The following is a 15,351-nucleotide window of genomic DNA, read 5'->3' as shown; positions in this document are numbered from 1 at the left end:
GAATGCGTAGACGATGGACGTGGCTGTGCGCCGCGACGCTCTCCGGAGCCGCGCTCGCGGCCGGGTGCGGCGGAGCGGACGAGGATCTCGGGCTCAGCTCGGGCCCAGGCGTCGGGGGCGGCGCAGGACAAGGCGGCGCGGGACAGGGCGGAGCCGCGCAAGGCGGCTCGGGGCAAGGCGGCGGCGGGCCCACGGGCCCCGTCGATCTGCGCGCCGACGTGAACCGCAACGGCACGATCGATTTCAACGATCCGACGGAGGATCAAGGCGAGGACACGTGGGACGCCGCGCACGGCGCGATCTTCCTCGCCAACATCGACGACGATGAGGACCAGTGCCCCGCGGGCGGTCAGAACGACGCGCAGCTCATCGGGTGCAACGACGCCGCCGATACGGTGGTGAACGGCGAGGAGGATCTCGCCGACCTCGCGCGGATCGTGGCCGCGCCGTGGCCGGCGGCCTACGCCGACGCCACGGGCACGATCACGGTGAGCGCGCCGGAGCAGGTGCGGCTCTTCCGGAAGACAGAAGCCGGCGCGTTCGAGTTCTTCGATCCCGCGACGAAGCTCGGCCAGGCGGATCTCGCGGCCGGCGTCGAGCTGGCGATCGAGGCGCGCGACATCACGCGCGATACGGCCGTGTGGGACGGGTTCGTCGACGTCTCGCTGACGGTGACGGGCACCGATCCCTCGGGCGCGCCGATGCCGGAGGAGAAGGACTCCGTGCGGCTCCGCGTGGCGCCGGTGCTCTTCCGCCACCACCTCCACCCGGCGCGCACGATCTACGCAGCGAACGTCCAGGGAGAGGCCTCGTCGACCGCGTTCCGCAACGACCTGAAGGCGGCCATGCAGACCGCAGGTCTCTCCGAGCCGCTCTACGAGTACGCGAACTCGGATCAGTGGACGCAGGACTACTTCGAGACCGCGTACACCTCGATGCCCGGCGCGGGCGGCAAGCAACACGTGATGCACGTGAACGTCCGCTCGGCGAACCACACGGGCAGCCTGCGCAGCGCCGGGCGGATCGTGTTCGCGCTCCGCGGCAAGGACATCGGCGCCCTCGCGCAGTTCGATCCGCAGCACTCGAACGGGATGGATTCGCTGAACTCGTTCGGGAACCTGGAGACGGTGCCGCCCTACACCCACGACGGGAAGAGCTACCCGAACGGGCGGGTGCTGCGCGGCTCGACGCCCACGTACTATCCGGACAAGAGCTTCGATCGCATGGTGAGCGCGCAGAACGCGCAGCCCATCATCAACATCAGCACGGAGTGGCTGCTGGTCGGGCACGTCGACGAGACGACGACGTTCGTCAAAGCCAACACGCCGCGCGGCTGGGCGCTCGGCCTGAACGACGCGGGGCTCGCGAAGTCGATGCTCGAGGAAGCAAAGGCGGCCGGCCACGGCAGCGTGCGCATGTTCATCGGCAAATACTGGTGGGGGAACTCGCCCGCGGAGGTCACGATCGACGAGGTGCTGAACGACCCCGACGTGATGAACGAGAGCGCGTCGTCCGCGGTCGAGGTCGCTGAGCAGCTCGAGGTGCTGAAGCAGGAGACGGGCATCACGGACGCCGAGATCATCCGCATCCCGTTCTTGCATCAGCCGGCGCAGGGCTACTCGGTCGCCTACCAGCCGGGCACGGTGAACGGCATCTACCTCTCGGACACGGTCTTCGGCCCGCCGAAGCCACACGGCCCGAACATCAACGGTCAGGACATCTTCGAGGCGCAGCTCGTCGAGGCCTTCAAGCCCTACGGCATCACGGTGAGCTTCATCGAGAACTGGAACCTCTATCACCGCAACGACGGAGAGGTGCATTGCGGGTCGAACACGACGCGGGTCGTGCCGGAAGCGAACCCCTGGTGGGAAGGTGCTCTATGAAGGCAAAACGTATCCTGGGGATCAGCCTGGTCGCAGCAGGTCTCATGCTCTCGGCGTTCACGGGAGCGGCGAACGCGGCCGATGGCGTGTGGATCGGGCCGGAGCGGCTCGCCGCGCAGGATCGGGCGACGCTCGTCCAGGCGATCGGCGTCGCGCGCCGCGAGAACCCGGCCGCCTTCGACACGCTCGCGCGGCTGCGGGAAGACATGCCCGCCCTCGACGCGCAGAAGCGCGGTCGTTATGTGCCTGTCGCAGCCATCCTGAAGGGCCTCGGCAAGGACGCGCTCCTGCCGATGCTGAACGAGCTCGCGATCGAGGCAAAGCCCCGCGGCGACATGCCCGACGACGCATGGCACGCATGGCGCGTAGGCCTCGTGGAAGCCGTCGGCTCGCTCCGAGACGGCCGCGCCGCGCCGGTGCTCTTCGCGATCATCGACACGACCGAGATGCACACGGATCTCGTGCGCGCCGCGGCCTCGGCGCTGGGCAAGCTCGGCACGGACGCAGCCGCGCAGAAGCTCGTGGCCCTGGCGAAAAAAGAAGGCCCGAAGCAGAAGGGCGTGCTCGCAGGGATGGGCGACTGCCGAAGGCTCGTGGTGGCCGAGGCGCTCGCCTCCACGCTGCTCGCGCACCCAGACGCAGAGACCGCGATCCTCGTAGCCCGATCCCTCGGCGACGTAGGCTCGGCCTGGGCCTGGAAGACGCCCATCATCGCAGCAAGCGGTGAAGAAGCCGTCGTACGCGCGACCGCAGCACGCGCACTCGTGGCCTCGTACCTGCGCTACGAAGGCGACGCACGCGTGGCCATCACAAAAGCCGTGCTGATGGTGGATCACGCATCAACGCCGGACCTCGCGGAAGCCGCCAAGCGCGGCGCTCGCCCGGGAGATCAAGCGGCACTCGACGCGCTGGTCGAGCGGTTCCGGAACAGCCCGCTCCGGCGCTGAACGACCCCTGGGGCCGCTGCGCTGGGGCGTTGCCCCAGACCCCACCCGGGGCTGTCCGCCCCGGGACCCGGACCAGGCACGGCCTGGACCGAGGGTGGAAGAACTGCGCGATGCGCAGTTCTTCCAACGGGCCGGTGGCAAGACCATGGACGTGTGTGTCGAGCTGGCGACGGGCACGTTGCCGGTCGAGCCGTCAGCGCTGCTGTCTCGATGGGCAGGGTCGCCTGTGGTCTTGACCCTGGCTGTTCGATGAACTGCGCATCGCGCAGTTCATCGACCCGGGTCCAGCGCCTCGCTGGTCCGGGTCCAGGGGTGGACAACCCCGGGGTTTGGGGCGTAGCTCGGCTTGCCGAGCGCAGCCCCATCGTTGAACAGACGGGGCCCGGGGTGAAACCCCGGCGCGGCGCCCCTCCTCGGCGCGGCGCTACACGCCTTGCGTGTCCGCGCCCCAGATCACCTTGTGGAGCTGGACCTGTACGCGCACGAGCAGGGCGTCTTCGAGGACCCAGGCCACGAGATCTTTTGGCGAGAGCTTGCCCCACACGGCGGAGGCGAGCAGCGTGCAGCCGAGCTGTGCGAGCTCGCGCTCGTGGATCACGCTGCGCATCCACTCGTAGTCGACGCGATCGGAGAGCACGAACTTGATCTCGTCGCGTGGGGTGATGTGCGTGAGGTTCGACCAGCGGTTGCGGTGGGACTCGCCGCTGCCGGGGGCTTTGAGGTCCATGATCTTGTGGACGCGGGGATCGACGCGGGAGACGTCGGCTTCGCCGCTCGTCTCTACGAGGACCGTACGTCCTGCGTCGCAGAGATCTTGTAGGAGCGGGATGGCGCCGGGTTGCAGGAGGGGCTCGCCGCCTGTGAGCTCGACGAGCGGCGTGCCGAAGGCGAGCGCCTTCTCTCGCACCTCGCTGCGTGGCATTCGTTTTCCGCCGTAGAAGGCTTGGGTCGTGTCGCACCAGGCGCAACGCAGGTTGCAGCCGGTCAGACGCACGAACGTGCACGGCAGCCCGGCGAACGTCGATTCGCCTTGGATGCTCGAATAAATCTCGTGGATGACGAGGGTGTCTTCCTTCACGGCCGGGGGGGACGTTCTTACCCCGCGGCTTCGCCGGCGCCAGGCCCGCGGCGAATCCGCGCGCCTGGCGAGCCGAGGGGGCCGTGTGTCGTGACGCTCCCGGAGCCGATCCGGTGCTTGGTACCGTCGCTCCCGATCACGCGGAGGTAGCCCTCGGGATCGATGCCTGCGGCTGTGCCCGAGACTCCCGAGACGTCGAGGGGGACCCCGCGGAGCACGTCGCGGTCCTCCAGCTCGGCGAGGAAGGGGCCGAGCCCGTGGGCTTCGAACATGCGCGCGACGTGGCCGATCTCTGCGAGCAGACGTGCGGCGATCGATGACCGGTCGAGGCTACGTCCGCCGAGCGCGTGGAGGGACGTCGCGCGGGGGGCGAGCTCCTCCGGGAACGAGGCGGCGTGCACGTTGAGCCCGATGCCTGCGATGACGGCGTCGATCTTGCCGCCGCGCAGGGCGGTCTCGACGAGCAACCCCGCGAGCTTCTTGCCGTCCACGAGCACGTCGTTCGGCCACTTGACGCCGGCGTGCGCGACGCTTGTTGCGCTCGACCCGAGCACCTCGTCGACGACGCGCGCGACGCAGACGCCGAGGACGAGCGCGAGTGGGGGCAACGCCTGCGGGGCGAGCTTGGGGCGAAGGACGACGGAGAGGTAGAGGTTTTCCCCGGCCGGCGAGTGCCAGCGGTGGCCGCTGCGGCCGCGGCCCTGGGTCTGCGCGTCGGCGAGGAAGGCGGAGCCGTGGGGCGCGCCTCCGGCTGCGGCGCGGCGCGCGTCGTCGTTCGTCGAGGCGGTCACGGAGGCGACGACGACGGGCCGGCCGATGCTCGCGCCGAGCCGTTCGAGCTCGGCTTCGATGCGGAGAGGATCGAGGTCGCTCAAAGCTGGAAGTCGAGCCCGATGTCGGCCGCGGGCGCCGAGTGCGTGAGAGCGCCGACGCTGATCACGTCGACGCCGGCGAGCGCCAGCTCCGTGATGCGCTCGAGCGTGATGCCACCGGAGGCTTCGAGGATCGGCCGCGGCGACAGGTCTTTTGCGCGCGCGACGGCGCGGGTGACGTCGTCGGTCGAGAAGTTGTCGAGCAGGATGATGTCCGCGCCCGCTGCGATCGCCTCTTCGAGCTGCATGAGCGAGTCGACCTCGACCTCGATGCGCGACGTGTGCGGGGCGTGCGCCCGCGCGCGCTCGACGGCGCGCGAGATGCCGCCGGCTGCGATGATGTGGTTGTCCTTGATCATCACGGCGCTGCCGAGGTCGTTGCGGTGGTTGATTCCGCCCCCCATGCGGACGGCGTAGCGCTCGAGCACGCGCAGGCCCGGCGTGGTCTTGCGCGTGTCGGTGATGCGCGTCCGCGCGCCCTTCGGGACCGCGTCGACGTAGCGGCGCGTGACCGTCGCGATGCCCGTCATGCGCTGCACGAGGTTCAGCGCCGTCCGCTCCGACGCGAGCACGGCGCGGGCCGGCCCGCGCACGCGCCAGAGCGTCGTGCCGGCGGGCGCTTCTTTCCCGTCGGGCACGAGCGTCTCCACCATGCAGCGCGGATCGACGCGCGTGAACACGCGACGAAAGACCTCCGCGCCGCAGGCGATGACGGCCTTGCGCGCGACGGCGGCGGCGTGGCTTTGCGTCTCTGCGTCGACGCAGGCCTCGCCGGAGAGATCACCACCGGCGAGGTCTTCTTCGAGCGCGCGATCGACGATGGCGTCGAGCAGGGGGGGAGCGATCATCGGGCTCTTCTTACCACCGGAGCACGGCCGCGCCCCAGGTGTAGCCGCTGCCGAAGGCGGCCGTCAGCACGGTCGTGCCTTCCTTGATGCGGCCCTCGGCGACGGACTCGCTGAGGCCGATCGGGATCGTCGCGGCCGTCGTGTTGCCGTACCGCTCGATGTTGTGGACGACCTTCTCCTGCGGCAAACCGAGCTTGTCGGCCACGTACTGGTTGATGCGCATGTTCGCCTGGTGCGGGACGAACAGGTCGATGGTGCTGATGTCGATGCCGGCCGCGGCGAGCGCCTCGCGGCTCACCTCGGGCATCTTCTCGGTGGCCCAGCGGAAGACCTGCTTGCCGATCATCTTCGGGTACTGCTCGCCCTTGTCGAGCATCTCGTACGTGATGCGCGGGATGTGCTTCGACGCGGGCGCGGGGATCCAGAGATCCTTCGCGCCCGTCCCATCGGCGTGCAGGTGGATCGAGACGAGGCCACGATCGTCCGACGGGCTCGGGCCCACGAGGGCCGCGCCCGCGCCGTCGCCGAAAAGCACGGCCACGTCGCGGCCGCGCTCGGTGAACTCCACGCCCGTCGAGTGCACCTCGGCGCCCACGACGAGGATGTTCTTGTACGCCCCGACGCGCACCCACGCGTCCGCGACGCTGAGCCCGTAGAGGAAGCCCGAGCACTGGTTGCGCACGTCGAGCGCGGGCACGCCGGGCAGGCCGAGCTTCTCGCCGAGGAAGCAACCCGAGCCGGGGAAGAAGTGATCCGGGCTGAGGGTCGCGAAGATGATCATGTCGACGTCGGAGACCTTCCGACCGGCGCGCTCGAGGGCCATGTGCACGGCCGGCACGGCGAGGTCGCTCGCGCCGATGCCGTCGTGCTCGATGAAGCGGCGCTCCTTGATCCCCGTGCGCTGCTGGATCCACTCGTCGCTCGTCGGCATCATGCGAGCGAGGTCGTCGTTGGTCACCACCTTGGTCGGCACGTAATGGCCGACGCCCAGAATCGCTGAACGCATGCCTGCGCTCGTAATGCGACTCGGCCGGGTATCAAAGGCATAACGACCGACACGGTGCGTCAGCGGACGAACTACGTCCGACCGAGCGGGCACGGCATTGAACCGCGAATGATTTTTTGCGGCGCCGCGTTCGCTTCGTCGCTCCATTTCGCGGCTGTTCTCGGTCATGCTCGGGCGGCTCCGGGAGGAAAGCGACGAACGATGGAAGGACGCGAGGCGAAGGTACGAGAACGAGAGCAGCTCCGGCGCGAGCGCGCGGAGCTCGGGGCGGCGGGTCTGGGGCGCGAGCTCCGCGTGCCGCTGCGAAACCCATCCCGCGCGCTTTGGGGGTTCGCCGTGCTCCTCGTGCTCGGCTTCGCGCTCGGGCTCGCCGCCGGGATCACGCGCGGCGGCAAGATGGGCCTCGCGCTCGCCGGGTTCGGCGGGGTGCTGCTCGCGTGCGGGATTTATGCGGCCGTGCTGGCGAGGCGCTTCGGCGCTCGGCAGGACCTCGCGATCGTGCTCGGGCTGCGTACGCTGACGGTCCCGGCGCTGCCGCTCGTGCGTGGTGGGACGGTGGAGATCGCGTACGAGGATCTCGAAGGCGTGGCGCTGCTGCCCGCGGGGAGCCGCCTCCGGCACGTGCTGCGGACGTCGGACGGCCTCGTGCCGCTGCCGCTCGACAGGCTCCCGCGCGCCCAGAAGAACACGAAGCTGCCGCTGCGGATCCACGTGCGGGCGGCGCTCGCGCGCAAGCGTCCGCGGCTCGCGGTCGCGCGGCTCGCGGCGGTGGAAGCGCAGCTCCTCCACGAAGGCCCGAGCCTCGGGGCCCTCGTGGCGATGAAGGACGGCGTGCCGGAGGTGATCTCGGTGCTGCGCGACGAAGCGCACCTCGGCGCGTGGCTCCTCTCGGGGGAGCTGCCCGCGGGCTCCGAGATGATCTGCGCCCAGGACGTGCTCGACCCGCTCGGCGACGCGCTCCGGGACGCGATCGGCGCCCGGGTGGACGTCGGGGACCGCTCCGCCCCGGCGTCACTTCGATAATCGCTTCCGTATACCCACCCACGCCCTTGTACGAGAGCTTTCAACACGCGGCGCCGAGGGCTTCGGGCCGATGTCCGCCGCGCGCGCCGCGACCGGGCCCCTGCCCTCACCGGCCGTCCCGGATTTCCGCGCGCGTCCCCGTTTCCGCCCTGCCGGTCCCTCGCACGGGGAGCGCAGGATCACGCCGCGTCATTCGACAGGACGAAATTCTTTGTCGTTCGTCCATAGGGCTGTGACACTCTCCCGCGTCCAAAGTAGCGCCGCACAGGTCCCCATGCGCCCTCAGGTCGGCCAGGTCATCAACAACAAGTACCGGCTCGTCCGCGTCATCGGCGATGGCGGGATGGGTAGTGTCTACGAGGCTCGTCACGAGGTGCTCGGCACCACCGTGGCGCTCAAGTTCCTCCACCCCGAGCTCTCGCGACGCCAAGGCCTCGTGCAGCGCTTCCTTCAGGAAGCGCGCGTGTCGGCGCAGATCCAGAGCCCCCACGTGGTGCGGGTCAGCGACGTCGATCAGAACGCGAACGGGCAGGCCTTCATCGTGATGGAGTACCTGGAGGGCAAGACCCTCCAGACCCTCTACGAGGAACTCTACCACGCAGGCCAGAGGCTCTCGTACGCCGACGCGCTCGAGTACGCGAGCCAGATGCTCGACGGCGTCGAGGCCGCCCATCGCGCGGGCGTCGTGCACCGGGATCTCAAGCCCGACAACGTCATGATCACCCGCGGGTCCAAGGGCGAGCCGCTCCTCAAGCTCCTCGACTTCGGCATCGCCAAGCTCAAGGTCACGGGCGAGCTCGATCGTGGCCTCACGCGGCCCGGCGTGATCATGGGGACGCCCGAGTACATGGCCCCCGAGCAGGCCTACTCCGCCGACGCGGTCGACGCGCGCGCCGACATCTTCTCGCTCGGCGTGATGGTCTTCGAGATGCTCGCCGGTCGAAGGCCCGTCGGCGGCGACGAGCCGCACCAGATCGCCTCGGCCTACCTGACCGGGCAAATCGCGCAGCTCACGGACCTCGCGCCCCACGTGCCGCCCGAGCTCGCGAGCGTCGTGCACCGCGCGATGGGGCCGAAGCCCCCCGATCGCTACAACTCCGTCGCCGAGTTCCGCAGCGCGCTCGAGCCCTTCGCCATGGGCACGCGCAGCGGCGCGGCCGGCGCAGCCGTCGCCACGCCCATGCCCGGCTCCGTCACGCCGAAGCCCGCGGTCTCGCCCGCGGCCGCCGTGACGCCCGGCGAGACGGGCGCCTCGCCCATCCCGAAGACGCTGCCCCCCACCGACGACAAACCGCCGCCCGGGGTGAGTGAGCCCTCGCTCCCGCCGTACCAGGTCGGCGCGACGCCGCTCGGCGGGTTCGACGCGCCGCACCGCGGGCCCCACACGTCGATCGGCGAGCCCCTGGCCGCGAGCCTCACGCCGAGCCCTCGGTACGACGCCACGGCCCCCGCCGCGCCCCTCGCCTCGCATACAGCCCCGCCCGGAGGGTACGACATGTCGCCGCGGCCCGGCGGCACCGCGGTCGGGCAAGCCCTCCCGTCCGGCGGCTACGGGCCCGTGCAGACGAACTACGGCGGGGCGCCGGGATACCCGCCCGCGAACGGATATTCCGCGCCGCCCGGCTACGGGCCCACCACCCCGATGAACCCGATCGGGGCGCGGGCCACGCATCAAGCCCAGCAGAAGCGCAGCGGCGGATCGTCGGTCGTGCTGATGCTCCTGCTCGCGGCCGCCGTGACCGGCGTGGTCGTCGGCGGCGTGTACCTCGGGCAAAAGCTCACGAGCACAGAGGAGAAGGGGAACGACCCCGTCGCGCTGCAGCCGCCGCCCACCACCACGGTCGTCTCCTCGGATCCTAACGCGCAGCCCGTCCAGACGACGGGCCCGGTGAACACGACGCCGACGCAGCCGTCCCCGCAGACCACCGTGCCGAAGACGACGACCACGGTCGGCGGGACGAAGCCCCCGACGACCGGCACGGGCACCACGACGTCCCCGCAACCCTCGGCCTCGGGGAGCACGGCGCCGACGGGCATCCCGAACCCGTGGGGCTCGGGCATCCCGCTCCCCTGGGGAAGCACGCAGATCCCGCTCCCCTTCCCCATGCCGGGCCAGCAGCCGACGGCGCAGCCGACGAACACCACGCCGGCCCCCACGGCCACGCCGACGAACACCACGCCCACGCCGCGGCCCTCGACGAGCGGGAGCGGTCGGCCCCGCATCCGGATCCCGATCCCCGGGCAAAACCCTTGATTTCGTCCCCGAGCGCAGCGCACAGCTCGTAGGCCCAGGAGAACGTCGGCGAGATGAGCGAACAGCAAGGTGGTCCGCCGGGCGGGCCCTACGGTCCCGGAAAAACGATCGTCGGTGAGCCCTGGTTCGGCCCCGAAGGCCCAGGCGTCGCGCCAGCCCCCGTCTACTCGGCCCCCGCGCCCCTCGCAGGCGCCCCCGTGCCCGCCACGATGGTCGACGCCGCCCCCGTGCAGGGCCCCGCCCACCCGGCCGCCGCGCCTCCGGCAGGCGCCCCCTTCGGCGGGGGATCGGGCACCCAGCCGGGCGCTCCGCCCTACGGCGCGCCGCCCGCGGCAAACCCGTACGGCGCTCCCGCCCCTGGACCGGCTCCCTACGGCGCGCCAGCCCCGTACGGCGCTCCCGCGCCTGGTCCGGCGCCCTACGGCGCGCCCGGCCCAGGCATGGGCGGGCCGCCCGCGTACGGCATGCCCCCGCCGCCGGTCCGCGCGGTCTCGTCGGGCAGCGGCGGCCCGCCGCTCGTCGCCATCGGGCTCGGCGCGGCGTTCGTGATCGGCAGCCTCACACTCGGCGCCTATTTCATGTTGGGCCGCAGCCCCAGCAGCAGCGACGAAGACGTCCCGCTCGCGCCCGTCCCCACGCCGAGCGCCGTGTCCGTCGCGTCCGATCCTCCCGCCATGGGAGACACGCCGCCGCCCGAGGCCACGGGCGAAGCGCCCGTCCCGACGAACGAGCCGGTGCACACCCCGTCCACGACGACGACGCCGAAGCCCACGACCACCGCGACGTCGACGAGCACGACGAAGCCGCCGACGCAGATCCCGACCACGACCACGACCGGGACGACGCCCAAGCCGCCGACGACGACCACGTCGACGAGCCCGCCCACGCGCCCGACGGTCAACCTGCCCGGCACGACCTCCCCTCCGACGCGGCCCACGGGCACGACGAAGAAGAGCATCCCCAAACCGTTTTGAGGTCCTACGGTGCCGGCAGCGGGCCGAGCAGCGCGCTCGCCGCCGCCTCCGCGATCTCCTCGAACGTGCGCGGCGCGCAGAGCGCGACGTCCACCACCGGGTGGCTCAGCGCGAACCGCACGTGCGCGCCGCCCGCTTCCCGTTGCGCGGGCGGCGACGCCACGACGCCCGGCCGCTTGCCCGCGAGCGTCGCGAAGAGCTCGGACTCGATCACGCGGCGCGACGCCTCGTAGCGGATCGTGAGCACGTCCGGCGCGAGCTCGTCGCAGAGGGACGCCGCGAGCGCGCCGTCGTCGCAGGCGATCCCGAGCGCCCGCGCCTTGCCCTCGGCCCGGAGCTTCCGCATCGCGGGCCACGTCTCTCCGGCCGCCCAGAGCCGCGCCCGCACGCCGAGCAGATGGAACACGTCCACGTGCCCGACGCCCATCCCGCGCGTCACGAGCGCCCACTCCCGCGGCACGAGCGCGCCAATCGGCACGTACGCGCCGCACGCGATCACCATCCGATCGCGGTGCCCTGCGCGCACGAGCCGGAGCACGCCGGCCGAGAGCGCGGGCCAGAGCGGCGAGGCGAAGAAGTAGTTGACCCCGAGCTCGTGAAAGGCGCGCTCGACCGTGTCCGCGTCGATGCCGCCCGAGCCCACGAGCCCGAGCGGCGAGACCCGGAGCCCCGTCGAGCCGAACGGCGTCTGCGGAAGGGCGGTCGTCATGCCTGCCATCGCCGAGCGGCCGGGCACAGTCCGCGCGCCGGCCGTGTTCCCCGGAACGTACCACGACCGGAAGCGCGCTCGGCGGGCTCTCGGCGCGGGGCGCTTGCTCGTGCGGCATTCGTCGAATAGGAGGGGCCCATGATGGCCATCCGTCGTTTGGGTTCGCTCGCGGTCGTCGCCCTCGGCATCGCCGCCGCTGCTTGTGAGAACAAGGTCCCCGAGCCGTCCGCGGAGCCTCGCGCTGCAGCGCCGCGCGAGCCGGAGAAGCCGGAGCCCGCGGACCTCATCAAGGAAGACATCACCGTCGGCACGGGCCCCGAGGCCCGCGAAGGCGACAAGGTCAAGGTCCACTACACGGGCCGGTTGCTCAAGACGAACTTCGTGTTCGACAGCTCCATCGGCAAGGACCCGATCGAGTTCGAGATCGGCAAAGGCGAGATGATCAAGGGCTGGGACGAGGGCGTCCCCGGCATGAAGGTCGGCGGCAAGCGCAAGCTCACGATCCCCTCGAAGCTCGGCTACGGCGACGACGGGCGCCCGCCGAAGATCCCCGGCAAGGCGACGCTCGTCTTCGACGTGGAGCTCGTCGAGGTCATCTCCCCGAGCGGCGGCCCCGCGGACGGCAAAGGCGAAGCCGGCAAGGAAACGAAGGACGCGCCCAAGAAGGTCGCGCCCAAGAAGTAAACCGCTAGCGCCAGGCGACCTGGCGCAGGTCCTCCCAGACTTCCCGGGCGGACTGGTAGCGGTAGGCGTCGCGGCGCCGGAGCAGCTTGGCGATCACGTTGCCGACGGGCGTGCCGAGCCCCTCGGCCTTCTTGCGCGGCGCGCCCTCGGAGATCTGCCGCGTGATCTCCGGGTACGCGACGTCCACTTCGATCGCGGGCTGGCCCGTGTGCATCTGGTACATGAGCAGCCCGAACTGGTAGAGGTCGCTCTGCGTCGTCGTGTATCCGGCGGTGACGAGCTCGGGCGTCAGGATCTTGGGGTTCGCCACCTGCGGGCGGAACCAGCGCGTGTTGCCCTGGAGCTGATGGGCGACGCCGAAGTCGGTCAGCTTGACGATCGGGGATCGATCGAGCTGCGAGATGAGCACGTTGCCCGCGTGGAGGTCGGAGTGCACGACGCCGCTGTCGTGCAGGTACTGCAGCGTCATGAGGAGCTGGCGGCAGAGCTCGACGAGCAAGAGGTCCGAGAACGGCCGTCCGAGGAGCGCGCGCAGGCTCGTGTCGCACCGCTCGAGCGCGAGGTAGAAGAGGTAGTTATTTTCGAACGCGTCGTGGATGTAGACGATGTTCGGATGGCGGAACTGCTCGAGCCGCCGGAGCTCCTGCGCCCACTCGTCCTTCACCGCCTGGTAGGACTTGTTCGCGGGGCGCAACATTTTGAGCGCATACCGTTGGTCGAACGGCCCGATGCACTCGTAGACCGATCCGTACTGGCCGTCGCCGATGAGCGCGCCGACGACGTAGGTGCCGCGCGTGGACGTGAGCGTCGTCCCCGGGACCGGAAACGGGATCTGATGCGAGCCGGTTTGATTCGACCAGTTCACGCGACTTCAATTTAACAAGAATCAGGCCGCGCGGGTCTTCTCTGCATCATGGACGCCCAGGGCGGCGCAGGGCGTCATCCGCCCTCCGCTTCGCGCACCATCTCCTCGATCCCCTCACGGTCGAGCCCGAGCGCCGTGCCGATCTCGTGGATCATGGCGCGCTCGGCGTTCGAGATCGCGCCGTCGGCCGTGATCACGCCGATCGCCAGACTCAAGGCCGCGCGGCAGGCCCCGGGGCTGCCGAGCGTCTGGCGCGCGCCCTCGAGCAGCGCCGCCGTGCCCGAGGCCTTCCGCGCCGCGTCGAGCCGCGTGATGAGCTGCTCCAGTTGATCCGGCAGCACCTTGCGGTCCGTCAGCGACTGCACGCTCCGCGCGAAATGGCGCTTCTCCTCCGCGCCGAACACGCCGTCCGCGTACGCGGCGAGGTACATGAGCTCGACGAGGGCCTCGAGCTTCGGTTCGTCGAGCGTGTGCGAGGATCGCAGGGAGATGGGCGCCATGCACCTTTCCTACACCGTCCTCGCCGAGGCCAAAAGACCGCTGAAACGGCCCCCGATCGCCCTGGACGTCCGCAACGAGGAAAAACACCGGCGAGGGCGAGCCGTGTGTCATCCTTCCTGGATGCGCCCATTCCACCACGGCGCCGCCTTCTGGACGCTCGGGACGCTCGCGCTCGCCGCCTGCGGCCCCGCGCCCGCGCCGAAGGCCCCGTCGAGCGAGGATCTCGCGACCGAGGACATGGGGGAGATGCAGCCCGCGGCCGCGCCCGTCGCGCCCGCGCCCGAGCCGCCGAAGCTGCGCCTGCCGTGCGCCGAGAACGATCTCGTGGGCTGCACGAACGGCTGCAACGACGCGGTCGTCGAGGACTGCGTCACGCTCGGCGCGATGTACCTGCGCGGCGACGTCGTGCGCACAGACCCGACGCGGGCCGTCGACCTCTTCCGTGGCGCCTGCACGAGCGGCAGCGCGCGCGGCTGCATGAAGCTCGGCGATCTCTACCACGACGGCACGCTGAAGGACGACCCGACCGAGGAGGTCACGCTCTACCGCAAGGCCTGCGACGCGGGCGCGAACCGCGGCTGCCTCGCCGCGGGCAAGGCCTACCTGGAGGGGCGTGTCGTCGGCGTCGACCCGGTCTTCGCGGCGACGCTCTTCACCCGCGTCTGCGAGCGTGGCAACGCCGAGGCCTGCCTGGAGCTCGGCCGGCTCTACAACCGCGGCCACGGCGTGCGCAAGGATCCGGCCCGCGCGACGACGCTCTTCACGAAGGCCTGCCAGCTCGGTCTCGACGAGGGGTGCCTCACGGCCGATCCCTCGGGCGAGGTCGCGCCTCCGCGTCAGTAAACGCCCTCGCGTGGTACGTTCGCCGGCGATGAAGGCCATCGTTCTCGCCGGGGGCAAGGGCAGCCGCCTCAAGCCGTACACGGCGCTCATCCCGAAGCCGCTCATGCCGATCGGCGAGCAGACCATCGTGGAGATCCTCCTCCGCCAGCTCGCGTATTACGGCACGCGGGACGTGACGTTGTGCACGGGCCATCAGGCCGGCCTGATCGAGGCCGTGCTCGGCGACGGCAGCCGCTACGGCGTGGAGCTCTCGTACCGGCGCGAGGAGCAGCCGCTCGGCACGATCGGGCCGCTCCGCGCGATCGCGCACGAGCTGCCGGAGCGCTTCCTCGTGATGAACGGCGACATCCTCTGCGACCTCGATTTTGCCGAGCTTTCCCGGAGGAGCGCCGAGGCGAACGCGCCGCTCACGGTCTGCGTGTTCGAGCGCGCCACGAAGATCGATCTCGGCGTGCTCGAGCTCGACCCCGAGGGCGCCGTGACCGGGTTCCGGGAAAAACCGACCTACTCGTTCTGGGTGAGCATGGGCATCTACGCGATGAGCCGCGAGACGCTGCTCCGGTTCGTGCCGGAGGGCGTGCCGTTTGGCTTCGATCAGCTCATGCACGCGCTGCTCGCCGCGCGTGTGCCCATCCAGACGCACCCGTTCCGCGGGCACTGGCTCGACATCGGGCGCAGCGACGACTTCGCCGAGGCGCAGGACGAGTTCGAGCGAAATCGAACGCGTTATCTGCCCGAAACGAAGGCGTGACGGGCCGGCGCGGCCATAGGCTCTCGGACAAACCAATCGTCCGCGGACCCCTCGACGAGGACCTGCTTGGCCCCACGTGCTGGGAGGGAGCGGCGATGCGGCCGGCGGGGTTT

General features: G+C 70.7%; 15 protein-coding genes. 8 read left to right on the top strand and 7 right to left on the bottom strand.

Features of this window, described 5'->3' with window-relative positions; all coding sequences use genetic code 11:
- Positions 1-2 precede the first annotated feature (2 nt).
- Positions 3-1,883: a protein-arginine deiminase family protein gene (locus QHF89_RS13625; RefSeq protein ID WP_136969662.1), complete on the top strand. Its 1,881-nt coding sequence runs from the start codon at positions 3-5 to the stop codon at positions 1,881-1,883.
- Positions 1,880-2,830: a HEAT repeat domain-containing protein gene (locus QHF89_RS13620; protein WP_136969661.1), complete on the top strand. Its 951-nt coding sequence runs from the start codon at positions 1,880-1,882 to the stop codon at positions 2,828-2,830. The genes QHF89_RS13625 and QHF89_RS13620 overlap by 4 nt, the downstream gene beginning before the upstream one ends.
- A 424-nt stretch (positions 2,831-3,254) precedes the next feature.
- On the opposite strand, the gene QHF89_RS13615 is transcribed toward QHF89_RS13620, so the two are convergent.
- From QHF89_RS13615 to QHF89_RS13600, 4 genes are read right to left on the bottom strand one after another with little or no spacing between them, the layout of a single operon-like run.
- The gene (locus QHF89_RS13615) at positions 3,255-3,908 is read right to left on the bottom strand and encodes a radical SAM protein (protein WP_136969660.1); all 654 of its coding nucleotides are present in this window, start codon (positions 3,906-3,908) and stop codon (positions 3,255-3,257) included.
- Between the two features lie 17 nt (positions 3,909-3,925).
- A complete protein-coding gene (locus QHF89_RS13610) occupies positions 3,926-4,783 on the bottom strand; it encodes a biotin--[acetyl-CoA-carboxylase] ligase (protein WP_136969659.1) in 858 nt (285 codons plus the stop codon).
- A complete protein-coding gene (gene nadC, locus QHF89_RS13605) occupies positions 4,780-5,628 on the bottom strand; it encodes a carboxylating nicotinate-nucleotide diphosphorylase (RefSeq protein WP_136969658.1) in 849 nt (282 codons plus the stop codon). Before nadC ends, QHF89_RS13610 begins: the two co-directional genes overlap by 4 nt.
- A gap of 10 nt (positions 5,629-5,638) precedes the next feature.
- Positions 5,639-6,634, bottom strand: a complete 996-nt coding sequence (locus QHF89_RS13600; protein WP_136931294.1) for a 3-oxoacyl-ACP synthase III family protein — start codon at positions 6,632-6,634, stop codon at positions 5,639-5,641.
- A gap of 201 nt (positions 6,635-6,835) precedes the next feature.
- Here QHF89_RS13600 and QHF89_RS13595 point away from each other — a divergent pair, with 201 nt between their 5' ends.
- The 3 genes from QHF89_RS13595 (at position 6,836) to QHF89_RS13585 (ending at position 10,885) form a co-directional block, all read left to right on the top strand.
- On the top strand, positions 6,836-7,657 hold the full coding sequence (locus QHF89_RS13595) for a hypothetical protein (protein ID WP_136969657.1): 822 nt from the start codon (positions 6,836-6,838) through the stop codon (positions 7,655-7,657).
- Between the two features lie 274 nt (positions 7,658-7,931).
- The gene (locus tag QHF89_RS13590) at positions 7,932-9,911 is read left to right on the top strand and encodes a serine/threonine-protein kinase (protein WP_284720445.1); all 1,980 of its coding nucleotides are present in this window, start codon (positions 7,932-7,934) and stop codon (positions 9,909-9,911) included.
- A 53-nt stretch (positions 9,912-9,964) separates the two neighbouring features.
- The gene (locus QHF89_RS13585) at positions 9,965-10,885 is read left to right on the top strand and encodes a hypothetical protein (protein ID WP_136969655.1); all 921 of its coding nucleotides are present in this window, start codon (positions 9,965-9,967) and stop codon (positions 10,883-10,885) included.
- Between the two features lie 4 nt (positions 10,886-10,889).
- On the opposite strand, the gene QHF89_RS13580 is transcribed toward QHF89_RS13585, so the two are convergent.
- Complete coding sequence (locus tag QHF89_RS13580; RefSeq protein ID WP_136931298.1) at positions 10,890-11,594, bottom strand: aldo-keto reductase family protein; 705 nt, start codon at positions 11,592-11,594, stop codon at positions 10,890-10,892.
- 138 nt (positions 11,595-11,732) lie between these two features.
- Between QHF89_RS13580 and QHF89_RS13575 the strand changes: the two genes are divergently transcribed.
- Positions 11,733-12,278 (top strand): FKBP-type peptidyl-prolyl cis-trans isomerase, encoded by a 546-nt coding sequence (locus QHF89_RS13575; RefSeq protein WP_136969654.1) that lies wholly within the window; start codon positions 11,733-11,735, stop codon positions 12,276-12,278.
- Positions 12,279-12,282: 4 nt separating this feature from the next.
- Here the strand turns inward: QHF89_RS13575 and QHF89_RS13570 are convergent, their stop codons facing one another.
- Positions 12,283-13,143 (bottom strand): serine/threonine protein kinase, encoded by an 861-nt coding sequence (locus tag QHF89_RS13570; protein ID WP_136931300.1) that lies wholly within the window; start codon positions 13,141-13,143, stop codon positions 12,283-12,285.
- 74 nt (positions 13,144-13,217) lie between these two features.
- On the bottom strand, positions 13,218-13,643 hold the full coding sequence (locus QHF89_RS13565; protein WP_136931301.1) for a tellurite resistance TerB family protein: 426 nt from the start codon (positions 13,641-13,643) through the stop codon (positions 13,218-13,220).
- A gap of 121 nt (positions 13,644-13,764) precedes the next feature.
- Between QHF89_RS13565 and QHF89_RS13560 the strand changes: the two genes are divergently transcribed.
- Both QHF89_RS13560 and QHF89_RS13555 read left to right on the top strand, forming a co-directional pair.
- Positions 13,765-14,487, top strand: a complete 723-nt coding sequence (locus tag QHF89_RS13560; RefSeq protein ID WP_136969653.1) for a tetratricopeptide repeat protein — start codon at positions 13,765-13,767, stop codon at positions 14,485-14,487.
- A 28-nt stretch (positions 14,488-14,515) separates the two neighbouring features.
- Positions 14,516-15,238: a nucleotidyltransferase family protein gene (locus QHF89_RS13555; protein ID WP_136969652.1), complete on the top strand. Its 723-nt coding sequence runs from the start codon at positions 14,516-14,518 to the stop codon at positions 15,236-15,238.
- The last annotated feature ends 113 nt before the right edge of the window (positions 15,239-15,351 follow it).

Source organism: Polyangium sorediatum, from assembly GCF_029946465.1.
Lineage (GTDB): Bacteria > Myxococcota_A > Polyangia > Polyangiales > Polyangiaceae > Polyangium > Polyangium fumosum.
This window is presented reverse-complemented; position numbering and strand designations above follow the sequence as displayed.